The organism is Vibrio sp. RM-69-4 (assembly GCF_024743775.1).
GTDB lineage: Bacteria > Pseudomonadota > Gammaproteobacteria > Enterobacterales > Vibrionaceae > Vibrio > Vibrio anguillarum.
Map to the genome: position 1 here is coordinate 71,268 of NZ_JAMQXI010000052.1, position 22,412 is coordinate 93,679.

The 22,412-nt window shown below is 45.5% G+C and carries 23 protein-coding genes and 9 tRNA genes; 5 read left to right on the plus strand and 27 right to left on the minus strand.

Going from position 1 to position 22,412, the window contains the following annotated elements:
* Positions 1–47: 47 nt before the first annotated feature.
* The gene (gene lptD / locus NB504_RS08085; RefSeq protein WP_258428619.1) at positions 48–2,417 is read right to left on the minus strand and encodes an LPS assembly protein LptD; all 2,370 of its coding nucleotides are present in this window, start codon (positions 2,415–2,417) and stop codon (positions 48–50) included.
* A gap of 149 nt (positions 2,418–2,566) precedes the next feature.
* Between lptD and djlA the strand changes: the two genes are divergently transcribed.
* Complete coding sequence (gene djlA / locus NB504_RS08090) at positions 2,567–3,421, plus strand: co-chaperone DjlA (RefSeq protein WP_017050643.1); 855 nt, start codon at positions 2,567–2,569, stop codon at positions 3,419–3,421.
* Between the two features lie 121 nt (positions 3,422–3,542).
* On the opposite strand, the gene NB504_RS08095 is transcribed toward djlA, so the two are convergent.
* The 12 genes from NB504_RS08095 to mutY all read right to left on the minus strand — a co-directional run bounded on the left by NB504_RS08095 (position 3,543) and on the right by mutY (position 7,508).
* Positions 3,543–3,618: transfer RNA gene (locus NB504_RS08095), tRNA-Asn, on the minus strand.
* 31 nt (positions 3,619–3,649) lie between these two features.
* A tRNA-Thr gene (locus NB504_RS08100) sits at positions 3,650–3,725 on the minus strand.
* Positions 3,726–3,759: 34 nt separating this feature from the next.
* Positions 3,760–3,835, minus strand: a tRNA-Asn gene (locus tag NB504_RS08105).
* Positions 3,836–3,850: 15 nt separating this feature from the next.
* A tRNA-Thr gene (locus tag NB504_RS08110) sits at positions 3,851–3,926 on the minus strand.
* A 55-nt stretch (positions 3,927–3,981) separates the two neighbouring features.
* Positions 3,982–4,057, minus strand: a tRNA-Phe gene (locus NB504_RS08115).
* 385 nt (positions 4,058–4,442) lie between these two features.
* Positions 4,443–4,518 (minus strand) — tRNA-Asn (locus tag NB504_RS08120).
* Positions 4,519–4,554: 36 nt separating this feature from the next.
* Positions 4,555–4,630, minus strand: a tRNA-Phe gene (locus NB504_RS08125).
* Between the two features lie 6 nt (positions 4,631–4,636).
* Positions 4,637–4,712: transfer RNA gene (locus NB504_RS08130), tRNA-Thr, on the minus strand.
* A gap of 55 nt (positions 4,713–4,767) precedes the next feature.
* Positions 4,768–4,843, minus strand: a tRNA-Phe gene (locus NB504_RS08135).
* Positions 4,844–4,949: 106 nt separating this feature from the next.
* Positions 4,950–6,080 carry a membrane-bound lytic murein transglycosylase MltC gene (mltC, locus tag NB504_RS08140; RefSeq protein ID WP_258428620.1) on the minus strand — a complete coding sequence of 377 codons (1,131 nt, stop codon included), beginning with the start codon at positions 6,078–6,080 and terminating at the stop codon, positions 4,950–4,952.
* Between the two features lie 78 nt (positions 6,081–6,158).
* A complete protein-coding gene (locus tag NB504_RS08145; RefSeq protein WP_010320634.1) occupies positions 6,159–6,431 on the minus strand; it encodes an oxidative damage protection protein in 273 nt (90 codons plus the stop codon).
* 21 nt (positions 6,432–6,452) lie between these two features.
* A complete protein-coding gene (gene mutY, locus NB504_RS08150) occupies positions 6,453–7,508 on the minus strand; it encodes an A/G-specific adenine glycosylase (RefSeq protein WP_258428621.1) in 1,056 nt (351 codons plus the stop codon).
* A 175-nt stretch (positions 7,509–7,683) separates the two neighbouring features.
* Here mutY and trmB point away from each other — a divergent pair, with 175 nt between their 5' ends.
* Both trmB and glsB read left to right on the plus strand, forming a co-directional pair.
* Complete coding sequence (gene trmB / locus NB504_RS08155) at positions 7,684–8,403, plus strand: tRNA (guanosine(46)-N7)-methyltransferase TrmB (RefSeq protein ID WP_026027213.1); 720 nt, start codon at positions 7,684–7,686, stop codon at positions 8,401–8,403.
* Positions 8,404–8,546: 143 nt separating this feature from the next.
* The gene (gene glsB / locus NB504_RS08160; protein WP_026028230.1) at positions 8,547–9,467 is read left to right on the plus strand and encodes a glutaminase B; all 921 of its coding nucleotides are present in this window, start codon (positions 8,547–8,549) and stop codon (positions 9,465–9,467) included.
* 83 nt (positions 9,468–9,550) lie between these two features.
* Here glsB and hemW read toward each other — a convergent pair whose 3' ends face one another.
* From hemW to NB504_RS08195, 7 genes are all read right to left on the minus strand, one after another.
* Complete coding sequence (hemW, locus tag NB504_RS08165; RefSeq protein ID WP_170907929.1) at positions 9,551–10,708, minus strand: radical SAM family heme chaperone HemW; 1,158 nt, start codon at positions 10,706–10,708, stop codon at positions 9,551–9,553.
* Entirely contained in the window at positions 10,708–11,307 is a 600-nt protein-coding gene (locus NB504_RS08170) for an XTP/dITP diphosphatase (protein WP_258428622.1), read from the minus strand. The genes hemW and NB504_RS08170 overlap by 1 nt, the downstream gene beginning before the upstream one ends.
* Before the next feature lie 12 nt (positions 11,308–11,319).
* Positions 11,320–11,751, minus strand: coding sequence for a DUF4426 domain-containing protein (locus NB504_RS08175; RefSeq protein ID WP_013857823.1), 432 nt, complete (start codon positions 11,749–11,751; stop codon positions 11,320–11,322).
* Between the two features lie 42 nt (positions 11,752–11,793).
* Positions 11,794–12,084: a DUF167 family protein YggU gene (gene yggU / locus NB504_RS08180; RefSeq protein ID WP_026028229.1), complete on the minus strand. Its 291-nt coding sequence runs from the start codon at positions 12,082–12,084 to the stop codon at positions 11,794–11,796.
* Positions 12,084–12,641: a YggT family protein gene (locus NB504_RS08185; protein WP_010320643.1), complete on the minus strand. Its 558-nt coding sequence runs from the start codon at positions 12,639–12,641 to the stop codon at positions 12,084–12,086. Before NB504_RS08185 ends, yggU begins: the two co-directional genes overlap by 1 nt.
* Before the next feature lie 70 nt (positions 12,642–12,711).
* Entirely contained in the window at positions 12,712–13,530 is an 819-nt protein-coding gene (proC, locus tag NB504_RS08190) for a pyrroline-5-carboxylate reductase (RefSeq protein ID WP_064624328.1), read from the minus strand.
* Between the two features lie 61 nt (positions 13,531–13,591).
* A complete protein-coding gene (locus NB504_RS08195; RefSeq protein WP_017048292.1) occupies positions 13,592–14,293 on the minus strand; it encodes a YggS family pyridoxal phosphate-dependent enzyme in 702 nt (233 codons plus the stop codon).
* Between the two features lie 25 nt (positions 14,294–14,318).
* Here NB504_RS08195 and NB504_RS08200 point away from each other — a divergent pair, with 25 nt between their 5' ends.
* Together NB504_RS08200 and NB504_RS08205 are read left to right on the plus strand one after the other, a co-directional pair.
* On the plus strand, positions 14,319–15,356 hold the full coding sequence (locus NB504_RS08200; RefSeq protein WP_013857819.1) for a type IV pilus twitching motility protein PilT: 1,038 nt from the start codon (positions 14,319–14,321) through the stop codon (positions 15,354–15,356).
* A gap of 10 nt (positions 15,357–15,366) precedes the next feature.
* On the plus strand, positions 15,367–16,473 hold the full coding sequence (locus tag NB504_RS08205) for a PilT/PilU family type 4a pilus ATPase (RefSeq protein ID WP_017048293.1): 1,107 nt from the start codon (positions 15,367–15,369) through the stop codon (positions 16,471–16,473).
* A gap of 83 nt (positions 16,474–16,556) precedes the next feature.
* Here the strand turns inward: NB504_RS08205 and ruvX are convergent, their stop codons facing one another.
* The 7 genes from ruvX to metK form a co-directional block, all read right to left on the minus strand.
* On the minus strand, positions 16,557–16,985 hold the full coding sequence (ruvX, locus tag NB504_RS08210) for a Holliday junction resolvase RuvX (RefSeq protein ID WP_258428623.1): 429 nt from the start codon (positions 16,983–16,985) through the stop codon (positions 16,557–16,559).
* Between the two features lie 82 nt (positions 16,986–17,067).
* Positions 17,068–17,631, minus strand: coding sequence for a YqgE/AlgH family protein (locus NB504_RS08215; protein ID WP_258428624.1), 564 nt, complete (start codon positions 17,629–17,631; stop codon positions 17,068–17,070).
* 46 nt (positions 17,632–17,677) lie between these two features.
* A complete protein-coding gene (gene gshB / locus NB504_RS08220; RefSeq protein WP_040122940.1) occupies positions 17,678–18,631 on the minus strand; it encodes a glutathione synthase in 954 nt (317 codons plus the stop codon).
* Between the two features lie 13 nt (positions 18,632–18,644).
* Positions 18,645–19,376 carry a 16S rRNA (uracil(1498)-N(3))-methyltransferase gene (rsmE, locus tag NB504_RS08225; RefSeq protein ID WP_013857814.1) on the minus strand — a complete coding sequence of 244 codons (732 nt, stop codon included), beginning with the start codon at positions 19,374–19,376 and terminating at the stop codon, positions 18,645–18,647.
* Positions 19,377–19,484: 108 nt separating this feature from the next.
* Positions 19,485–20,192, minus strand: a complete 708-nt coding sequence (endA, locus tag NB504_RS08230) for a deoxyribonuclease I (RefSeq protein WP_013857813.1) — start codon at positions 20,190–20,192, stop codon at positions 19,485–19,487.
* 133 nt (positions 20,193–20,325) lie between these two features.
* On the minus strand, positions 20,326–20,826 hold the full coding sequence (locus tag NB504_RS08235; RefSeq protein ID WP_010320653.1) for a SprT family zinc-dependent metalloprotease: 501 nt from the start codon (positions 20,824–20,826) through the stop codon (positions 20,326–20,328).
* A 67-nt stretch (positions 20,827–20,893) separates the two neighbouring features.
* The gene (metK, locus tag NB504_RS08240; RefSeq protein ID WP_026027375.1) at positions 20,894–22,048 is read right to left on the minus strand and encodes a methionine adenosyltransferase; all 1,155 of its coding nucleotides are present in this window, start codon (positions 22,046–22,048) and stop codon (positions 20,894–20,896) included.
* Positions 22,049–22,412 lie beyond the last annotated feature (364 nt).

Genomic DNA, 22,412 nt, shown 5'->3' on the forward strand with positions numbered 1-22,412 from the left:
TATCAAAATGAGCAAGGGCCTTTACGCTTAAGCAAAGGCCGGATAAATTAGTTGTTTAGGAAAAATGGACGACCATAACTTAATGAATTTCCAGCGCTGTCTACGCCCGTCGTTCCGGAACCTGCACCAATCGTGGTGCCAAAACCGACAATACCAAAGTTCAAACTAAAGTTATTTTCGTAGAGTGGCGTAGCATTAGGGTCAGTAACAAAATCACCATCCCATTTCCGCAGTTGATTACTATAAGTAAAACCAATATACCAACAATCTGAGGTGTAGCTTAGGTTAGCCAGCCACTCCAGGCTCTTTTCCGTGGTTAAATCGTAGAAGTACTGCCCGCTAGCATTCCACTTTTTGGAGATCTGATACCCAGCCAGTAAACCGGCTTGTGAAATGCCATCTTTGGTAATGGCATTAATATTGGTAATTGTATCGCCAACGGTATTATCAATATACTCTTTGGTGACGTAACGATAGTTAGTTTGAATGTATCCAGAACCCACTCTGTACTCTAGAGTACTATTGGCGAGCTGCATCGTACTGCTGTCTATGTCGTACTGAACCCCGCCATGGTAGAAGAGTAAATCATCATAGTTGAAGTCCATTTCGACGGCCCAAGCCGAATAGTTGGAAGTGTTGGCTGAATTATCTCCCTCATTAGGGGAGGAATTCTTGAGATCTTTTTTGAGGTAAAAAATCTGGCCAAAAGAGATATTTAAACGTTCTTTATACTGATCGTCGAAAAACCGTGAAGAGGCACCGTAGCTGATCTGATTTGCTGGGGCAATATAATCGACACCACTGTATTTACGGCTGCGGAATAAACCATAATAATCGGTTTGCAGTAGCGTTGTATCGTACAGCCCGATATTGCGCTGATCTTCTCTCGGTACGTACAGGTATTGAATCTGCGGCTCAAGTGTCTGCGTATAATCATCAAGCAGAACCGTATCTCTTTCCAGTACTAATCCCGCATGAGTTCTAAATTCCGGAATGATGCGTGAAACGCTCTCTTTTAGGTCTTTATAGTTATCCGAATTGAGGTCAACACCGCTGAGATCTTGTTGGTAATAAGTACCAAGCACTCGCGCTTCGGTTGTCCAAGTGCCCCAGGTGTTACTGAGAGGAATAGTAAAGCCTGGTTCAATGTGCGCTCGGGTTGCTGCAGGTTTTCCTCTTGCATCGGTTTCAAAACGCGACAGATGGCTTACCATATCAAAGTTCAAATACGGTAATAATTCGGGTGCATAGTAATTAAACGCAATCTGTGGCATCAAGCGATAGGGTTGGTTGGTGCTAGTTTTGTCTTCTGTAAGCAGCTGAAAGTCGCGAACCAGTATCGATGAATCCCAATTGTGGGTCCGGTAGGTGGCTTTACCTTCTTGGATAAGCTGACCATCTTCTCGATTACCGATACCTGAGTCTAAGTCACTAAAGTAGCTAATGTCACTGACTTGAGAGTAGTCAATTTCAAACTTCCAAGCTTGGTTGAAAATACCACTGTGTTGGTATTGGAAGCCCCAGCGGCTGCCCTTTTCCGGATGTTTTTGGTCATCAGGTAAATATTCAGATTTAATGTTACCTGTACCAAAATCATTCAGATAACGGAATTCACTGTTTAATTGCGTACCGCGTTCTTGCATGTATTTAAAGGTCGTTTCTAGGTCATAGTTTGGCGCTAAGTTCCAATAAATAGGTACTTGGGCTTCAAAACCATCGCTAGAACCGTAAGAAACGGTAGGGTATAAAAATCCCGTTTTACGTGTGTCGCCAATCGGCACCGTAAGAAATGGCAGATAAAAAATCGGAATATTTTGAATCTCGAAGCGCGGATTATAAAAAGTGGCTTGCTCTTCATTTTGGTCAATATCAATGCTGGATGCTTTTAATCGCCATGCATTATTGCCTTCAGGGCAAGAGGTAATCGAACCATCTTCTATCTCATAAACGGCCTTACCCGTTTTGGAAATATACACAGCTTCACCACGGCCGGGTTCACACAAAAATTGATATTTTGTGTTCTCTAATGTCATTAAATCCGTATTAAGATTGTTGGTGGCTTTGTCAGAAATGGTCCTTACTTCACCGTCACTGAAGTTGACATTACCTTGCGCAACTACAATATTATCTTTCTGATGCAGGGTAACGGTATCCGCTAGAATGCGTTTTTTACCTTGAACAACGACCACATTGCCTGAGTAGTTTGCGCGTTCACCGTTCACGGCTTCTAGCGTATCAGCCTCGACATTAATCGGTTGCTGACTTGAGTTTTCTGCTTCAGGTTCGTTGATCAAACATTGATCTATAGCGGGCATTTCCTGCACACTATTGTCTAACATAGCTTCTGCTTGAGTCTGTGGCACAAAAAGAGCTGCGCTAATTGAAGCGGCTAACAAGGTGCGGGAAAAACATGACATCGAGTTGTACTATCCTGTTTGAACTTGATTGATTCGGAAGATGGATGGCCGAATGTAAAATAAAACGTTTCTTATCATAAAGGAAATTGAAGCTCCCGGCACTATCAGACCGCTTTACTCCTGAAAAATTCATAGATTGAGAGCACATAATGCATATTTTTGGCAAAATTCTTGGCGCTTTTTTTGGCTTCTTATTTGGAGGACCGTTTGGCGCATTTTTTGGTTTGTTTCTCGGGCATCAATTTGATAAAGCTCGTCGTTTGAATCAAGCGGGGTTTAAAACTAGCTCATTTGGTTCTGGGCCAAGCCAAACCGAGCGACAAGACGAATTTTTTAAAGCCGCTTTCGCGGTCATGGGCCATGTTGCTAAAGCGAAAGGGCAAGTCACCAAAGAAGAGATCCAGCTAGCTACCATCATGATGGAGCGTATGAACTTACATGGTGAGCAACGTAAAGCGGCTCAAGATGCGTTTCGTGAGGGGAAAGAGAGTGGTTTTCCTTTAGAGGAAGTGTTGGAGCGTGTGCGCCTTTCGACGGGTGGACGCTTTGACTTGTTGCAATTTTTTCTCGAATTGCAAATATCAGCCGCGTTTGCCGATGGGGATGTTCACCCTAGCGAGCGCAATGTACTGCACAAAATCGCTCGTAGTTTAGGTTTCTCATCTGATCAACTGGAAAGACGCTTGCGTATGCAAGAAGCGGCCTTTCGTTTTCAACAAGGCGGAAATTTTGGTGGCCAACAGCAAGGCTACCAGCAATCTGGGCAGTGGCAACAAGCCGCGCAAGCTGAACGCCTCACTGATGCTTACGATGTGTTAGGCGTGAGTGAAGATGCGGATGCTAAAGAGATTAAACGTGCCTATCGCAAATTGATGAATGAGCATCACCCAGATAAATTGATGGCCAAAGGCTTACCACCAGAGATGATGAACGTTGCGAAAGAAAAATCGCAAGAGATCCAAAATGCGTACGATTTGATTAAGAAAGAGAAGGGTTTTAAGTAACCGGCTATCGTGAATTACCGCGAACGTTCCAATCGATTGAGCTGGTGCAAACTGGCTCTTTTTATTATGAGCATACGCAAGACACAAAAAAAGCCAAGTTTGAAAACTTGGCTTTAGAAAGTGGCTCCCCCTGCAAGACTTGAACTTGCGACATACGGATTAACAGTCCGCCGTTCTACCGACTGAACTAAGGGGGAACAGAATGTTTGCTTATCTTATGCAGATAAATGGTGCCGACTACCGGAATCGAACTGGTGACCTACTGATTACAAGTCAGTTGCTCTACCTACTGAGCTAAGTCGGCGCCGAATCAATAAGCAGTGCTCACTGATGAAAAGTGGCTCCCCCTGCAAGACTTGAACTTGCGACATACGGATTAACAGTCCGCCGTTCTACCGACTGAACTAAGGGGGAGCAGGTTTTAAAGAATGGTGCCGACTACCGGAGTCGAACTGGTGACCTACTGATTACAAGTCAGTTGCTCTACCTACTGAGCTAAGTCGGCACATTTTTATCTTTAAATTTATTGTCTGTGCTAGGCACCAACAATTTAGAAACTGTGGTGCCCGGAGGCGGAATCGAACCACCGACACGAGGATTTTCAATCCTCTGCTCTACCGACTGAGCTATCCGGGCGACGGGGTGTATTAAAAGGTTTTTCGCATTTAACGTCAACAGTAAAATGCAAAAAAAATGTCGTTTGTTGTTTTTCTATACTTAGTGACTCGTTTTTGCCCATTTTCGTTAAAAATTAGTGTCAGATTAGATAGGGAAAGAGGCGTTGAAAAGAAAATAGGAGCTTTGAATGGGGCAAATAGCGAATAAAAGCGCGTTGAAAAACACACGTTTATCCGCTTGGTTACACTAAAGGAGCAAACTCACCAGACTGGTTTTAGTTTTTGACGGAAAATGGACTGACCCATAATTCAATCGTTATAGAGGTAATCGCTGTAGAGGTGAGGGGATTGGATAAATATGACAGGTAATAAAAAAGCCAAGTCGTTAGACTTGGCTTTAAAAGTGGCTCCCCCTGCAAGACTTGAACTTGCGACATACGGATTAACAGTCCGCCGTTCTACCGACTGAACTAAGGGGGAATTATCTGTGTAAGTCTAAGACTTCGCACCAAATAATGGTGCCTCGAGGCGGAATCGAACCACCGACACGAGGATTTTCAATCCTCTGCTCTACCGACTGAGCTATCGAGGCAATAAATGGTGCCGACTACCGGAATCGAACTGGTGACCTACTGATTACAAGTCAGTTGCTCTACCTACTGAGCTAAGTCGGCGCACTTTATTTATTGCTTGCTGCTACTTTAACAAAAGCACCAACAATTTAATTTGTGGTGCCCGGAGGCGGAATCGAACCACCGACACGAGGATTTTCAATCCTCTGCTCTACCGACTGAGCTATCCGGGCAACGGAGCGCTATTAAACGGATTTTCCCTTCAATCGTCAACTGCTTTTTGGAAATTTTTTTAAAAAACGGTTTGTTTGCTGCGAATTTAGACAAAGCTGCGCTTTTTTATCCACCTGCGTTAAATTCCTTTTTGAATTTTGTTACTTTTTCTAAGTACCTTCTCGATTCTGCATTAGGGTGTTTTTGGGTCAGCGCCCAATAGACTTGATTGGGTTGCAGTGAATTTAAGTCCCTCATCGCTCGTTTCCTATCTTTGCTAAAGGTATTGAGTACTCCTCCTGTGCCGCCGTTGTAGGCCGAAATCATACTGTATTCGAGTGACGTTGGATGGCTGACCTCTTTGAGGTAGCGGTTTTTCAGAATATAAAAATAGGCCGTTCCCGTATCAATATTTTTTTCGGGATCAAACAGATATTCAGGACTGGGCTCACCAGATTTATTTTTGACCAGTTTAAAGACATCTCGACCTGCGGTTTTAGGAACCACTTGCATCAAGCCATACGCATTGGCCCAACTTACGGCGTAGGGGTTAAAGCTGCTTTCAGTTTTTATGATCGCGTAGATCAGATCTTCAGGAATGTTATATTTTTTCGAGGCTCGGTGCACGATGTCGGCGTATTTATAACCTCGTTTAGAGGCATGATCCTCTACCATAGGAATTTCCACATAGTAGGCTTTTTTGAAATCAACGTTCTTAACTTTTAATTTATTTTCAATAAGATAATCAGCAAATCGATTCGCGCGCCAACCCCACTGGATCGGTTGTTTATCTTGATCAAGCACTTGGTTGTACAAAAATGGCTGACCATTCAATTCGATATTTTGTGAAGAGAAAAGGTCAACGTGTGCGGGATCATCAGGCGTGAGCAAGGTGGTAATAATGGCATTGCGCAGATGTTTTTTGGGGTCAGTTGGGGAAACTGTTTCGATAATAATGGTTCCCGTGGAGAAATTAACTTCGGAACGACTCAGGTAATTATCGATGTATTTTACATAGTTGCTTTTACCGGCGACTTTGATCTCTTTACTGCCCCAGCGTTTCTCAATGTTGCCAGAAAAACTGCTGATCAGTGCATCTAAGGCGGCGGTATCTTTGACAAATTGCCCGGGTAATTGCGCTAAGTTTTTGGCAAAACGGTTGGTCGGCTCATAGTCGACGCTGTATATGCGTTCAACTAATTCTCGGCTACAACCGGCCAGTAGCATTGCAATAAAAAAGTAAGTCAGCTTTCTCATTATCTTCCCAATACAAAAATGACATCAGAGCGTTTACCATGATGTCATTGATTATCCTCGAAATAAATAAGGTATCTCTTATTTGCTTGGTGGCGTGTAGCCTTCGATATGGACCTCTTTTCCTTCAAATAGGAAGTTGGTCATTTCGGTTTCCAGCAATTTACGATGTTCAGGGTCCATCATATTGAGTTTTTTCTCGTTGATCAGCATGGTTTGCTTATGCTGCCATTGTGCCCAAGCCTCTTTTGAGATGTTGTCAAAAATACGTTTACCCAATTCACCTGGGTACAGTTGAAAATCCAAACCGTCGGCTTCTTTATTTAGTCGAGCACAAAATACAGTGCGGCTCATGGTCACTTCCTCTTCGGTGTTTTAAGGGTTAATTTCAAATGGAAGGCTTTCTAGCAACTGTTTTACAGGAGCGGCTAAGCCGATTTGTTCCGGTTGGGCTAAGTTATACCAAAGACCTTTGCTTGCATCCATGATGATGTTCGGTTGTTGAGATAACTCCACCAAGATCGGTGTGATCTCTAGATGATAATGGCTAAACGTGTGGCGAAAAGCGATAAGTGGGCGAATAGAGCGGATAGCGCTCTCTTTGATGGCTCTGTGATCAAGTTGATCTTCGATGGCGCTATTGGGGTTTTCAGGGAAGCAAAATAATCCACCCCAAATTCCACTTTGAGGGCGCTGTTCTAACCATACTTGATGGTTATGGTGTAGCATCACAAACCAAGTTTGCTTGGTTGGTTTGTCTGTTTTTGGTTTTTTGCCCGGATAATCGAGTGGGTTATTTTGTTTATTGGCGATGCAAAAAGATTCAACTGGGCAGAGCGTGCATTTCGGTTTGCTGCGTGTGCAGACCATCGCCCCCATATCCATCATGGCTTGGTTATATTTATCAACATCTTGCGCTGGCGTATTTTGTTCGGCATGTTGCCACAACTGAGTTTCAACCTTTTTTTGCCCCGGCCAGCCTTCGACAGCAAAACAGCGGGCTAAAGTACGCTTTACGTTACCATCTAAAATGGCGTGCGGCTGCTTATAAACCGAAGAAAGCACCGCCGCAGCGGTTGAGCGGCCAATACCCGGTAGAGCATTCATCTGTTCGATATCAAGGGGAAACTCACCGCCATATTCGCTGGCCACTATTTTGGCTGCTTTGTGTAGATTGCGCGCACGTGCGTAATAACCAAGGCCAGTCCATAGGTGCAATACCTCGTCTTGTTCTGCATTGGCCAAATCAATCACGGTTGGAAAACGTTGCATGAAGCGTTCGAAATAAGGGATTACCGTGGCGACTTGAGTTTGTTGGAGCATAATTTCCGACAGCCAAACGCTGTAGGCCGTTTTGTTTTGTTGCCACGGCAAATGTTTGCGCCCATAGGCGTCATACCATTTTAAAATGGCGTTAGCGAAAGGTGTCACGACAGGCTCTTTGGTTTATAGTTTTAGTGGAGCAAAATTGCACCACATAAATGTGACGTTGTAAAACGGACAAATTGTGTGGATTTATCCAACAAGTTTATTTCGATAACACTTGCACCGAGAATAATTCTTTGGATAATCCCCGCTTTGATTAATCAATGTGCAGGCAAGATCAATGAGTGAAGTAACCACCAACGAATATACCGAAGAAGGCAAAATACTGCGTCGAATCCGTAGTTTCGTTCGTCGTGAGGGTCGATTAACCAAAGGCCAAGAAGCGGCAATGAATGAATGTTGGCCAACAATGGGTATTGATTTCCAGCCACAATTGCTCGATTGGGCGGCGGTTTTTGGTAACGATAACCCGGTGGTTTTAGAAATCGGTTTTGGTATGGGCGCTTCATTAGTTGAAATGGCTAAAAATGCACCGCAAAAAAACTTCTTTGGTATTGAAGTGCATAGCCCAGGTGTTGGCGCCTGTTTGTCAGCCGCTCGTGATGCTGGCGTGACTAATTTACGCGTGATGTGCCATGATGCAGTGGAAGTGTTTGAACACATGATCCCTGATGGTAGCCTGCATACACTGCAACTGTTCTTCCCTGATCCTTGGCACAAAAAACGTCACCACAAGCGCCGTATTGTGCAGTTAGAATTTGCGGAAATGGTGCGTCAAAAACTAAAAATGGAAGAGGGTATCTTTCATATGGCGACGGACTGGGAAAACTACGCTGAGCATATGATTGAAGTGATGAATCAAGCGCCGGGCTTTGCCAATATTGCCGCAGAAGGTGACTATATTCCTCGTCCTGAAGAGCGTCCTTTGACTAAATTTGAAGCGCGTGGTCACCGTTTAGGTCATGGTGTGTGGGATATCAAATATAAACGCACCGCGTAACGACTCACTTTTATTGCTGCAACAAAATTAGCGATTAAAGAAAAGCCAACATTGTTGTAATGTTGGCTTTTTCGGCCTTAGCGCCCTACGAAAATCATTATAAAAATAGAGAAAAACATTTCTCACCCGAGGTAAGGTCACCCATGAAGCTAACACCCAATCTACTTGCTGATATTTTGTGTGAGGTTCGCCCACTGATCGGCAAAGGAAAAGTCGCCGATTACATTCCTGCTTTAGCTAAAGTACCGAATAACAAGCTGGCGATCGCGGTTTACACCAATCAAGGTGAAGTGATTTCGGCTGGAGATGCCACGGAAGGATTCTCAATTCAATCCATCTCTAAAGCTTTGAGCTTAACGCTTGCTATGATGCTTTATAAACCAGAAGAGCTATGGCTTCGTGTCGGAAAAGAGCCTTCAGGCCAAGCGTTTAATTCGATGATCCAGCTTGAAATGGAGCAGGGTATTCCGCGTAACCCTTTTATCAATGCTGGAGCTATTGTGGTGGCGGATATGCTGCATAGCCGTTTATCAGCCCCTCGGCAGCGCTTACTGGAGTTTGTACGTCAGTTGTCGGGTGAAGAGGGCATCGTATACGACAAAGTGGTAGCGGCTTCAGAAATGATGCACAGCGATCGCAATGCCGCCATCGCCTATTTGATGCGATCGTTTGGTAATTTCGATAATGACGTTATCCCGGTGCTGCACAACTATTTTCACGCTTGTTCACTTAAAATGAGCTGTGTTCAATTAGCGAAAACCTTCAGTTATCTGGCGAATAAAGGGGTGTCCGTGCATACCAAGGAAGCGATAGTAACGCCGACACAAAGTAAGCAGATCAATGCCTTATTGGCGACTTGCGGTTTGTATGATGGCGCAGGAGAGTTCGCTTATCGTGTTGGCATGCCGGGTAAATCGGGCGTAGGTGGCGGTATTATTGCTGTTGTTCCTGGGGAGATGACGATTGCGGTTTGGTCGCCAGAGCTTGATGCGTCAGGTAATTCTTTAGCGGGCACTAAGATGTTAGAACTCTTGGCTGAGCGTATTGGTCGCTCTATCTTTTAAGTTCAATATTTTCTGACAGCCCGTGTTTTTGGCAAAAGATTGGCTACCGATTAGATTAGCCAATCTCTGTTGGGGTTATCTTTTTAGTCGTCAGCCATAAAGGCTTCGAGCAAGTCATTAAGAAACAGTTTTCCTTTTTCTGTGACTTGCCAGTGACTTTCGGTTTGCGTTAAATAGTGTTCGGCTAGTGCCCAATCTATCGTTGGCTGAATCACGCTTAAACTTAATCCCGTTGTTTCAACAAAATCTTGTTTCGGACAAGGTTCCATCAAGCGAAAGCGGTTCATGAAGAATTCAAAAGGGCGATCCGCAGCGGCGACTTCAAATTCGTCATCCAAGTAAGGTTTGAGTAAATTGAGATAGCCACGCGGATGCTTCACCTTAGTGGTGCGTACAATACGCCCGTCGTTAAAGCTGAGCTTGCCATGCGCGCCACAACCAATCCCCAGATAATCACCAAAGCGCCAGTAATTTAAGTTGTGTTGGCATTGATAGCCGGGTTTGCTATAGCCAGAAATTTCATACTGCACGTACCCAGCGGCGGCCAATTTTTGGTGACCCAGCTCAAAAATATCCCACAGTGCGTCATCATCTGGCAAAGTAGGCGGTTTAAAGTAGAAAACCGTATTAGGTTCAATGGTCAGTTGATACCAAGAAAGATGAGGTGGGTTTAGTGCAATCGCTTTGTCTAAATCGGCCAGCGCTTGTTCACAGTTTTGATCGGGTAAGCCATGCATCAAATCTAAGTTGAAGCTGTTTAAGCCAATTTGATGAGCTAATTGAGCGGCATTAACCGCTTCTTGCTGACCATGAATTCGCCCTAAACGTGCCAGTTTTTGTGGCTCAAAACTTTGTACACCAATCGAGATGCGCGTCACCCCTGCTTGTCGATATCCAACAAAACGGTCAGCCTCTACCGTGCCCGGGTTAGCTTCCATGGTGATTTCAATCCCAGGCTTAAACGCAATACGCGCTTCAATGCCTTGCAGCAGGCGAGCAATACCTTCAGCAGAAAAAAGACTCGGTGTACCACCGCCAATAAAAATGGAATGCAATGGGCGAGGATGGTCTACAAGGCGGTATTTGGCGATATCGGTATCGAGATCCTCCAATAGCGCATCAATGTATTCACGTTCAGGAATATCGTGCTTTAGCGCGTGAGAGTTAAAATCACAATAGGGGCATTTTTGTACACACCACGGGATGTGCACGTACAAACTCAGCGCGGGTGGTTGCAACATTATGAATTTTGCTCGCTTAAGGTTTTAAATAGCATTTTTAGCGCTTTGCCACGATGTGAAAGCTGCTTTTTACGTGCAGGTAGCAGTTCAGCTGAAGCGCAGTTATTTTCAGGGACAAAGAAGATCGGATCATAACCAAAACCGTTACAGCCGTGAGCTTGGTGCAAGATGCGACCTTGCCACGTACCATGGCAGACCAATGGTGTTGGGTCATTTTCGTGACGCATGAAAACCAGCACGCAATGAAAACGAGCGGTGCGTTGTTCGTCTGGTACGCCTTCCATTGCCGCTAATAATTTTTCTAGGTTTTGTTGGTCACTGGCATTTTCACCAGCGTAGCGCGCCGAGTAAATTCCCGGAGCACCTTGCAGATAATCCACTTCTAAGCCGGAGTCATCGGCAATCGCAGGTAAGCCAGTGATTTTGGCAGCATGTCGTGCTTTGATGATCGCATTTTCAATAAAGGTGGTGCCAGTCTCTTCGGCTTCTGGGACGTTTAATTCTGTTTGCGCCACCACATCAAAACCGAAATCAACCAGCAGATCAGCCATTTCGCGCACTTTGCCTTTGTTTCCTGTGGCTAATACTATTTTTTTCATTGCACTATTTCTCTATTCTTCGACGTAGAATTTTTGGGTGAATTTAAGCTTACCGGTACCTTTTAAGCCCGCATCAACCTCAATGTCAAAACTCAAATTCTCTTCATTAGTAATGGGGAATTCAGCGAGGTAATAAATCGCGTTGCCCTCTTTGAATTGTTTAAATTCAAGTTCACGTACCTGACCGATTAGGTTTTTCGCATTGCCTTTGAGTGTCGCTTCCATAGCTGGTTTACCTAAGGCCGAGTTATCTAATACGCTGATGTTTAAAATAGCCGAGTAACCATTACGTTTTAACTGATAACTGCGCGCCACTTGTGGCGTTAAAAATGTTGAGTTGAAAGCTGAGTAGTGAACTTCAACATTCTTGATGGTTTGAAACTGCTCGGCGAGTGTGGGTAGCGAAATAAAGGCTATAACAAACGCTATCATCCATTTACGCATGTGGTGCTCCTTACAAAACAGAGTGGGCTAAATAAAAAGCCATCACAAGATGGCTTCAATCGGCTGTGGTATCACTTGAGGTGAATGAATTCGGACTTGTTTATGACGTCCCAATTCCCCTTTTTCTATCTCGATTAAACCTTTGGCGACTTTAAATTGTTTAGCCAAGAATTTGGTTAAATGCGCGTTGGCTTTGCCATCAACAGGCGGTGCGGTGATGGCAATTTTGAGCTCTTCACCATGCAAGCCGACGATACTATCGCGGCTTGCTTTGGGTTGGATGTAGAGTTTGAGGATTAGATCCTCTCCCTCTTGCCAAACAGCAGATGACATTACAACTGATACCATACTGGGCCAATAAAATCGCCCATTAGGAAGTTAGCAAACTGCAGCACAATAAACAGCACCAATACACTTAAATCAAAACCACCCATCGCTGGTAGGATACGGCGGATCGGCGCAAGCATCGGCTCGGTTAATTGATGAAATACGTATTCAATCGGGCTGCGGCCTTGGCTAACCCAACTAAGAATAGCGCGGATCAACAGCACCCAGAACAGTAAACCGCCAGCGGCTTTGACTAACGAGAGTAAGCCTAAGAATAAAAAGTAGACGCTAAAACTAACCGCACCACCTGATGCCACCAGCATTAAGGCAATAAATTTCAATACGCACAGCACGTACGCAAAGAGAACCGTGGCCAAATCTAGGCTGCCAATGGATGGAATCGCTCGGCGCAGTGGGCCAACCACAGGTTGTGTTGCTTTGACGATAAACTGGGAGAATGGGTTATAGAAATCGGCACGCGCTGCTTGTAACCAGATACGTAAAATTACGACCATGATGTACAGATCAAACAGGGTGGAGATCAAAAAACTCATTGAATTCATAGCTAGCCCTTAATATGAGTAGAGTGTCGTTTGCGCTTTTGCGCTATAGCTTAGTGAAACGCCACTAGGATTAAAACAGTTTTTCCATTTCTTGTGCACGAGTTACGGCCGCTTGCATCGCTTGTGCAACGATATTGGCAAGTTGATGCTCGTTAAAGGTGCGAATCGCCTCGGCGGTGGTGCCGCCTTTGGAGGTCACTTGTTCACGCAATGTCGAGAGTTCAATCTCAGGGTTTGCCACCACCATTTCGGCTGCGCCTAACGCCGCTTGTTGTACTAACAAACGGGCCGTTTCTTTATCAAAGCCTTGAGCGATGGCTTCATTTTGCATCGCTTCCATAAACAAAAAGAAGTAGGCAGGCGCACTGCCTGCGGCGGCGATGATGCCATTAATGGCGGACTCGTTTTCAACCCAGCACACTTCACCAACGGCTTGTAGCAATTGTGCGGTAAAGCGTTTGTCTTGCTCTGATACGCTTGGAGTGGCAAATAGACCGCTCATGCCTCGATTGATCAGCGAAGGTGTATTGGGCATGGCGCGTACTAGTTGTAGTTCGGTTGCCAGCATCTCATTAAGGCGCGCCGCAGAAACACCTGCTGCAATGGAGATCACCAACTTATTTCTAAAATCAATGGATTGCAAAGGTTGACAGACACTGGCCATCAACTGCGGTTTGACCGCCAGTACCACCACATCGGCTTGCTGCGCTGCGGCAAGATTATCGCTGGTGGTGTGAATGCCATAAGCACTTTCCAGTGGTTTGCGTCTTGTTTCTGACGGTGCGGTCGCGGTAATTCTATCAGCTGGATAACCGCTGGCGACTAAGCCTGCAATAATTGCTTTGGCCATATTGCCTGCACCGATAAAAGTGATGTTTCTCTGCTGCATCTGCTGACCTCTAATTGCTTGTCGCTGATTGATTATTATGTGGTTGATAGATAAGCCAGTGCTAAGCGTAATCACGCGCACCAAAAATAGCGGTGCCGATCCTCACCATAGTGCTACCAGCTTCAATCGCCGCTTGCATGTCGCCACTCATGCCCATTGAGAGCGTATCTAACCCTGAAAACCGTTCAGACAATTGCGCTTGTAAGCTCGCCAGTTTTTGAAATGCGGCAAGTTGTGCAGCGTAATCGGGGACATTCTCAGGAATAGACATCAGTCCTCTTAACGTGAGGTTGGGTAGCGCGGATATCAACTCTGCCAACTCAACTATTTCGTGTTCACCAATGCCCGATTTCGAGCTTTCGCCGCTGGTGTTGACTTGAATCAAGACCTGTAGTGGTGGCATGCCTGCTGGGCGTTGATCATTTAAACGCTGGGCAATTTTACTTCGATCCACCGTATGCACCCAAGCAAAGTTCTCGGCCACAATGCGCGATTTATTGGACTGAATTGGGCCGATAAAGTGCCATTCTAAATCCAGTTCGGGGTGCAAGGTATTGAAGTATTGAACTTTATCCGCGCCCTCTTGCACATAGTTTTCACCAAATAAACGTTGCCCAGCGCGCGCTGCTTCTAGAATCGCCTCGACAGGTTTGGTCTTACTGACCGCTAAAAGTTGCACTCTCTCTCGAGCGCGTCCACACTTTTGTTGTGCACTTTCAATTTGTGAAGTGATCTGTTCAATGTTTTGTTGAATACTACTCATAGCCTGACTTTACTAAGGAAATTAAATGGATATCGCTGAGCTACTGGATTTTAGTGTAAAGCACAACGCTTCGGATCTACACCTATCTGCAGGTGTTCCACCTATGGTACGGATAGATGGTGAAGTAAGAAAGCTCGGAGTGCCTGCTTTTACTCATGCTGACGTGCATCGTTTGATTTTTGAGATCATGAACGATGCTCAGCGTAGTGAATTTGAAGAGAAACTGGAAGTGGATTTCTCATTTGAGCTGCCTAATGTAGGGCGTTTTCGTGTCAATGCTTTCCATCAATCTCGTGGCTGCTCTGCGGTTTTCCGGACGATTCCTACGGTGATCCCAACCTTGGAAGAACTACAAGCACCTGACATTTTTAATAAAATCGCCAATTATGAGAAAGGATTGGTGCTGGTGACTGGGCCAACAGGGTCGGGTAAGTCGACCACACTGGCAGCAATGGTTGATTACATTAATTCTCATCACAACAAACACATTTTAACCATTGAAGACCCCATTGAGTTTGTGCATAGCAACAATAAATGTTTGGTTAACCAACGTGAAGTGCACCGAGATACCCACAGTTTTAAAGCGGCGCTACGCTCGGCGCTGCGCGAAGATCCGGATGTAATCTTAGTCGGTGAGCTGCGCGATCAAGAAACCATCAGCTTAGCGTTAACCGCGGCTGAAACCGGGCATTTAGTGTTTGGCACGTTACATACCAGCTCTGCGGCGAAAACTATCGACCGGATCATTGATGTGTTTCCCGGTAGTGATAAAGAGATGGTTCGTTCAATGCTCTCCGAATCATTGCGAGCCGTGATTGCGCAAAAGCTGCTAAAACGTTTAGGCGGTGGCCGCGTCGCATGTCATGAAATTATGCTTGCTACTCCAGCGATTCGTAACTTGATCCGCGAGGATAAGGTTGCGCAGATGTACTCCATCATCCAAACGGGTGCGGCACATGGCATGCAAACCATGGAACAGAATTCCAAACAGTTGATTGCGCAAGGTATTGTCGATCAAGAAGAAGTGCAGAAAAAACTGGAAGTCAATTCATCACCATTTTAAGAGAGAGCTCATGGAACTGAACCAATGTCTTGAGGGTATGTTGACTCAAAAAGCTTCCGACTTGTACCTCACCGTAGGAGCGCCAGTATTATTTCGCGTCGATGGAGAGTTAAGAGCTCATGGCGAAAAGTTATCCCAAACGCAGGTGATGGCGTTGTTAGATGCCATGATGGATGAGGATCGCCGCCGTGAATTTCAACGCACACGTGAAGCCAATTTTGCAGTGGTGAGAGAGATTGGCCGTTTTCGTGTCAGTGCTTTTTTTCAGCGTGAGCTGCCCGGTGCGGTGATCCGCCGTATTGAAACTCATATCCCCACTTTTGAAGAATTAAAGTTACCGGGTGTGTTGCAAGATCTCTCGATTGCAAAGCGTGGGCTGGTGCTGGTGGTCGGCGCGACGGGGTCGGGAAAATCGACCACCATGGCGGCCATGACGGGCTATCGTAACTCGCACCGAACTGGGCATATTTTAACAGTGGAAGATCCGATTGAGTTTGTGCATGAGCATCAGCGTTGCATTGTGACCCAGCGAGAAGTAGGGTTGGATACCGAGAGTTACGAAGTGGCTCTGAAAAACTCTCTGCGCCAAGCCCCTGATATGATTTTAATTGGTGAGATCCGTTCACGTGAAACGATGGAATATGCGATGACCTTTGCCGAGACAGGTCATTTATGTATGGCAACGTTACATGCTAACAATGCCAACCAAGCGCTTGAGCGAATTTTGCATTTGGTTCCTAAAGAGCAAAAAGAGCAGTTTTTGTTTGATCTGTCGATGAACCTCAAAGGCGTCGTGGGGCAGCAGTTGATCCGCGATAAAAATGGCAAGGGACGACATGGTGTGTTTGAGATTTTACTCAACAGTCCTCGAATTTCCGATTTGATCCGCCGCGGTGATCTGCACGAATTGAAAGCGACGATGGGCAAATCAAAAGAAGTGGGGATGCAGACTTTTGACCAAGCACTGTATCAACTGGTCGTTGAGGACAAAATCAGTGAACAAGATGCACTGCACAGCGCTGACTCGGCTAACGATTTGCGTTTAATGTTAAAAACAAAGCGTGGCGAAGGGATCAGCAGTGGCACATTGGATAACGTGCAGATTGATATGGAATAGTCGCAGTTTAAGACGAACAATCCCGAACTCGATTCGGGATTGTGCTGCACCGCTGTATTAAAGTTAAGTTACACGAGGTTAAGTTACGCGCCCCATTGCGCTTCAAACCAGCTCTCTAAGATCACTACAGCTGATTGGCAATCGACATTGCCTTTGCTCAGCGCCTTATAGCCGCCCATGGCAAACAAGTCGGCGCGGGCTTCCCGGGTTGAAAGCCGTTCGTCATGCATCTCGACGGCTAAGCCAAAGCGCCCGTGTAAACGCTGCGCAAATTTTTTGGCTCGTGGGGTAATGGCTTCTAATGCTTTGCCGTGCAAATCTGTTGGTAGCCCTACCACCAATAAATGGGGTTGCCACTCTTTGATCTGCTTTTCGATCTCTTCCCAATGTGGAATTCCGTCATTGGCTTTAAAGGCTTTAAGTGGCGATGCGGTGCCTGTAACTTCTTGGCCAATCGCACTGCCGATGCTTTTGGTGCCAAAGTCAAAAGCCATAATGGTTCTGGATGTCATAATCAGTATCTTGAATGGTGCAACGAAGGCTCTAAAAAGGCGCGTTACCTAGTTAGAGCCGTAAAGGTTAGAGCCGTAAAAGTTAAGCATGCCCAGCTTGTGCTGAGAGTTGGATGGGGTCAATGCCGAGTTTTTTAATCGCCTGATTCCACTTATCGTGAATGGGCGTATTAAAGATAACATCTGGATCGGCCTCAATGGTTAACCAAGAATTTTCAGCCAGCTCTAACTCAAGCTGACCCGGCTCCCAGCCTGAATAACCCAGAGCCACAAGATAGTGACTTGGTTCGGCATCTGTGCCCAGTACCGTTAAAATATCTTTCGATGTGGTGACGGCAATGTCATCGCTCATACGGATGCTGGACTCATAATGATCTTTCGGTCGATGTAGAATAAACCCACGATCTTCAGAAACAGGACCGCCATTCAAGACGGGCCTTTTTAGGCTATCAAGTTGAAGCTTCGGATAGCTTGGCTCAACATCGACTTGGTTTAACATGCCGCCCACGGTGATATCAATCGGCACATTAATCATCAAGCCCATCGCCCCTTCTTCATTGTGCTCACAGATGTAAATAACACTGTGCTTGAAGTAAGGGTCTCTCATACTTGGCATGGCGACTAAAAAATGATTTGTAAGATTCATACTGCCTCCAACCTATCGCAAATTACTGGGCAAGAGTTTGCCCAGTTCAGCATGACTTGTTGATTCGACGCTCAATCGCGTCCATCAACTTACCGGTAATTGAGATATCAAAGGCGGCCTCTATTTCACGAATACACGTAGGGCTCGTCACGTTGATCTCAGTGAGCTTGTCGCCAATAACGTCAAGTCCGACAAAGATTAAGCCTTTTTCTTTCAATGTTGGAGCAATAGTTTGAGCAATTTTTTTATCGGTTTCGCTTAGCGGACGCGCTTCACCACGGCCACCAGCTGCCAAATTGCCACGGGTTTCACCTTGTGCCGGAATTCGCGCTAGGCAGTAAGGCATTGGTTCACCATCGACCACTAAAATACGTTTATCACCGTTGCTGATGTCAGGTACAAAAGTTTGCGCCATACAGTAGTTTTGGCCGTGGTTAGTTAATGTTTCGATAATGACAGATACGTTTGGATCACCCTCTTTAACGCGGAAGATAGATGCTCCGCCCATACCGTCTAACGGTTTTAAAATCACATCACCATGTTGCGCGCGGAAGGCTTTAATTTTTTCCGCTTTACGCGTCACTATGGTGGTTGGCGTTAGTTCAGGGAACCATGCCGTAAACAGTTTCTCATTGCAGTCACGTAAGCTTTGCGGCTTATTGACGATTAATGTTCCTGCTTCTTCTGCTCGTTCTAGAATGTAGGTTGCGTAGATATATTCTGTGTCAAACGGCGGATCTTTACGCATCAACACTGCATCGAGATCAGCCAGTGGAATAGTTTGCTCAGATAAAAACTCATACCAACCGTTCGGATCTTCTTTTAATGTCACCACTTTGGTATCGGCAAAAGCGACACCTTGATCTAAGTGTAGATCATTCATCTCCATATAGTGGATTTCATAACCACGACGCTGCGCTTCTAGCAACATGGCAAAGCTGGAATCTTTTTTGATGTTAATGGACGAGATAGGGTCCATGACGATACCAAGTTTAATCATTGTTTTTCTCCGGTTAGCCAAGATCGCCAAAGCGAACTTGAAGAGCAGTAATAGCCGTTAAGGCCGCAGTTTCAGTACGCAGTACGCGTGGGCCTAGCAAGGTTTCTTCAAAATGGTACTGTTCAGTCATACTAATTTCTGATTCTGATAAGCCCCCTTCAGGGCCAATCAACAAACGGACTTTATTGATGGGTTGAGGCAGGGTATTAATCGAATACTTCGCACGTGGATGTAAGTTGAGCTTGAGCGCATCACTGGGTTCGGCACACCACTCTTCCAACTGCATAATTGGGCGGATCAGCGGCACTATATTGCGGCCGCACTGCTCACAAGCGCTGATTGCAATTTTTTGCCACTGTTCCAGTTTTTTCTCAAAACGTTTGGCATCTAATTTCACGCCGCAACGTTCAGAAATCAAAGGCGTGATGGTATTGACGCCAAGTTCGACCGATTTTTGAATGGTGAACTCCATTTTGTCTCCACGCGAGATCACCTGCCCAAGGTGTAAATTAAGAGGCGATTCACAGCTGCTTTCGACTCTTTTCAACACATTGACCAGCACATTTTTTTTGCTGACCTCGGTAATTTCCGCTGGAAATTCCGCGCCACTGCCATCAAAAAGCAGTACTTCTTGGCCCGCTTGCATGCGTAACACCCGGCCAATATGCCCAGCCGCATCATCATTGAGAGCAATAATGCTTGAGGGTTGAAGAGGAGTCGGATGATAAATTCTAGGGATACGCATGGATAGTTCCTACCTGACGTTGAATAGCCATTAACATGGATGCTTTACACTGAAAAAACAAGGGGCAAGGGCGAGTTTCAATCACGAAAATGGCCCACAAAAAGTACCTCATGAACGGCACTGTTGCTGCACAAATGGGTTGTGATTGCCTTGAACTTTGGCAATTCGCTGATCGCGTTTGCATTCCCACTCATCGGCTGGGTATTGGCGATTCCACGCTTGCATTAGTTGTGTTTGGGACTTGGATAACTGAAAGCCATAGTTTTGGCTCATGTACAGATAGGTACGAGCAATTGAGCCACGTGCTCTATCGGGTGGCATGACTTTGCGTTGTTTAAAATCGACCTGCATTTCACAACGGCCATAGCTTTCACCTTCTACGCCATTCCACTGACTGAAATTGTAGTTTGAACGATCGCCGTTAACTTCGCCAATCGCCGGCGTCAGGTTGTGAAGGTCAGCTTCCATCGAACGAAAAATAGTATCATTTTTGGTGCAATTTTTACGCCCACCTTGTTGCCAGCACTGACGCTGGTGGCCAAATTGCCAAGCAGGGACGACGTGTTCCCATTCAATACGGCTGGCGCGAGTTTGTTGTTTGCGAACTTGGTAACCACAAGCTTGTAAGTCGGGCGTGCCTTTCTTACCTTGCCATGCAATGTCACAACCGCAGTAAAAGCTCACTGGATGATCATGATAGATTTTCAATGCTTCTTTTTTAGCTTGAGAAAAGGAAGCGGGAGGCGCAGCTAGGGCACAAAACGAGAACAAAGCTAAGCTGCTATTCACAAGCAATAAGCGAAAATAGGACATCATTTAGACTGATATAAGTATGGTTTTTATTAGTCTAACACTCAGATTAAAGAATAATAAATGATGTTTTTGTTGTTAATTGCAGATGGGTGTAACCACACAGCTGTAGATTCAAGTAGCAGCAACCAAAGTTTATTTAGGAAAGCTGCACGCCAGTAAAATGGAGCGTTTGTGCACAGTGTTGGCAGCGGTAGGTGGCTTGATTGCGCATCACTTTATTGTGGCGACGGACAGTGAGCGGGTAATGCGCACAGGCGCAGCGATATTCAAAGGTTTTACCTTGCACTGAAGAGACTTCAAAGCGATGAGTGGTATTGGCTGGTAAATGAAACACTTGATTCATCACAGCCTGCCACTCTTTACCGTGTGGAGGAACGCGACCATAGCGCTGGTAGGTAATTAGGTGGGCGATTTCATGTGGGATCACTTCATCGAGAAAGGCGCGTTGATTTTCAGCAAACAGCACTGGATTCAGTCTGATTTCCCAACGTTGTAAATAAGCCTTACCTGCCGCCTTTCCCCGCAACTGATAGTTGATACTCGGCATAGGGAAGTCATGTTGAAAATAGTGACGAGCGGTTGTGATGCACTGTTTTGCTTTTACTTGCGCGCGGTAATGTAGCTCAAAATTAGGCACAGATTCATTCCTAGAAAAAAGCCCTTGCGAATGAGCAAGGGCTTACAAATTTAAACTAGGTTGAAAATTACTTCAAGCCAGCAAAGTCACGCAGGATGGCGGCTTTGTCAGTCGCTTCCCAAGGAAACTCTTCACGGCCGAAGTGACCGTAAGCGGCGGTTTTCTTGTAGATCGGTTGCAGTAAATTGAGCATTTCTTGTAAGCCGTATGGGCGTAGGTCGAAGTGCTGGCGTACCGCTTCAATGATGATCTCTTGTGATACTTTTTCAGTACCAAAGGTTTCGACCATGATTGAGGTTGGATCTGCGATACCAATGGCGTATGACAACTGAATTTCACAGCGGTCAGCAAGGCCAGCCGCCACGATGTTTTTCGCTACATAACGCGCCGCGTAGGCTGCACTACGGTCTACTTTTGATGGATCTTTACCAGAGAATGCACCACCACCGTGACGCGCTGCGCCGCCGTAGGTATCAACGATGATCTTACGACCAGTTAAACCACAGTCACCCATTGGGCCGCCAATCACAAAACGACCGGTTGGGTTGATGAAAAATTTGGTCTCTTTGCTAAGCCACTCGGCTGGCAACACTGGCTTAATGATCTCTTCCATGACGCCTTCGCGTAGGTCAGCTGTCGAGATAGAGTCGCAATGTTGCGTTGAAAGAACGACTGCATCAATTCCGACAATTTTACCTTGGTCATATTGGAAGGTAACTTGAGATTTTGCATCAGGACGTAGCCAAGAAAGCGTGCCATTTTTACGCACTTCTGCTTGTTTTTGCATCAAGCGGTGAGCGTAGGTGATCGGTGCCGGCATCAGGATTTCAGTTTCGTTGGTCGCGTAACCGAACATAATACCTTGGTCACCGGCGCCTTGTTCTTTAGGGTCGGCCTTATCAACACCTTGGTTGATATCAGGTGACTGTTTACCAATGGTATTCAAAACAGCGCAAGAATTGGCATCGAAACCCATCTCTGAGTTGACGTAACCAATTTCACGAACGGTTTGGCGAGTAAGCTCTTCAATGTCTACCCATGCAGAGGTCGTGATTTCACCACCAACCATGACCATGCCGGTTTTCACGTAAGTTTCACAAGCAACGCGCGCTTTGATGTCTTGTTCTAGAATCGCATCCAAAACTGCATCAGAAATTTGGTCTGCAATTTTATCTGGATGGCCTTCTGAAACGGATTCAGAAGTAAACAGGTGCTTAACCATGAGAGCTCCACTTTTAATCGTTGGACTATGGCAAGCTTCGCTCACCATCGTTATTCATTAGTTTATGTAGGTGTTTCTACATCTAGACGTCTATTCTAGTTTTGAATGGTCGAATTACAAGTTATTTTTACGCCTGTCTGTAAACCAAACGTTTGCTTAAATTTAGATGAAAAATTGGAGTTTGGTTTTTTATCCTAAAAATAAGCGCTAAAGAGCACTATTTCTCCAGTAAAACGTTTGCAGTGAGAAAAGTGCTTTGAGAGAATAGCCGCGCTATTTTCAGCCCATTTCCGTTAATTTGAATTCGCTTAATGCACTCAGGAGCAGACATGTCTTCCCGTAACCTTGTTTCTAATAAAGAACT

What these genes read in the sequence shown, in the direction of transcription:
- NB504_RS08195 (WP_017048292.1), bottom strand. Translation starts at nt 14,293, where the DNA reads ATGAGTAGTATTCAACAAAACATTGAACAGATCACTTCACAAATTGAA.
- glsB (WP_026028230.1), top strand. Translation starts at nt 8,547, where the DNA reads ATGAAGCTAACACCCAATCTACTTGCTGATATTTTGTGTGAGGTTCGC.
- lptD (WP_258428619.1), bottom strand. Translation starts at nt 2,417, where the DNA reads ATGTCATGTTTTTCCCGCACCTTGTTAGCCGCTTCAATTAGCGCAGCT.
- rsmE (WP_013857814.1), bottom strand. Translation starts at nt 19,376, where the DNA reads ATGCGTATCCCTAGAATTTATCATCCGACTCCTCTTCAACCCTCAAGC.
- trmB (WP_026027213.1), top strand. Translation starts at nt 7,684, where the DNA reads ATGAGTGAAGTAACCACCAACGAATATACCGAAGAAGGCAAAATACTG.
- endA (WP_013857813.1), bottom strand. Translation starts at nt 20,192, where the DNA reads ATGATGTCCTATTTTCGCTTATTGCTTGTGAATAGCAGCTTAGCTTTG.
- mltC (WP_258428620.1), bottom strand. Translation starts at nt 6,080, where the DNA reads ATGAGAAAGCTGACTTACTTTTTTATTGCAATGCTACTGGCCGGTTGT.
- NB504_RS08175 (WP_013857823.1), bottom strand. Translation starts at nt 11,751, where the DNA reads ATGCGTAAATGGATGATAGCGTTTGTTATAGCCTTTATTTCGCTACCC.
- NB504_RS08205 (WP_017048293.1), top strand. Translation starts at nt 15,367, where the DNA reads ATGGAACTGAACCAATGTCTTGAGGGTATGTTGACTCAAAAAGCTTCC.
- NB504_RS08215 (WP_258428624.1), bottom strand. Translation starts at nt 17,631, where the DNA reads ATGAATCTTACAAATCATTTTTTAGTCGCCATGCCAAGTATGAGAGAC.
- NB504_RS08145 (WP_010320634.1), bottom strand. Translation starts at nt 6,431, where the DNA reads ATGAGCCGCACTGTATTTTGTGCTCGACTAAATAAAGAAGCCGACGGT.
- hemW (WP_170907929.1), bottom strand. Translation starts at nt 10,708, where the DNA reads ATGTTGCAACCACCCGCGCTGAGTTTGTACGTGCACATCCCGTGGTGT.
- yggU (WP_026028229.1), bottom strand. Translation starts at nt 12,084, where the DNA reads ATGTCATCTGCTGTTTGGCAAGAGGGAGAGGATCTAATCCTCAAACTC.
- gshB (WP_040122940.1), bottom strand. Translation starts at nt 18,631, where the DNA reads ATGATTAAACTTGGTATCGTCATGGACCCTATCTCGTCCATTAACATC.
- NB504_RS08200 (WP_013857819.1), top strand. Translation starts at nt 14,319, where the DNA reads ATGGATATCGCTGAGCTACTGGATTTTAGTGTAAAGCACAACGCTTCG.
- NB504_RS08170 (WP_258428622.1), bottom strand. Translation starts at nt 11,307, where the DNA reads ATGAAAAAAATAGTATTAGCCACAGGAAACAAAGGCAAAGTGCGCGAA.
- proC (WP_064624328.1), bottom strand. Translation starts at nt 13,530, where the DNA reads ATGCAGCAGAGAAACATCACTTTTATCGGTGCAGGCAATATGGCCAAA.
- metK (WP_026027375.1), bottom strand. Translation starts at nt 22,048, where the DNA reads ATGGTTAAGCACCTGTTTACTTCTGAATCCGTTTCAGAAGGCCATCCA.
- ruvX (WP_258428623.1), bottom strand. Translation starts at nt 16,985, where the DNA reads ATGACATCCAGAACCATTATGGCTTTTGACTTTGGCACCAAAAGCATC.
- djlA (WP_017050643.1), top strand. Translation starts at nt 2,567, where the DNA reads ATGCATATTTTTGGCAAAATTCTTGGCGCTTTTTTTGGCTTCTTATTT.
- NB504_RS08185 (WP_010320643.1), bottom strand. Translation starts at nt 12,641, where the DNA reads ATGAATTCAATGAGTTTTTTGATCTCCACCCTGTTTGATCTGTACATC.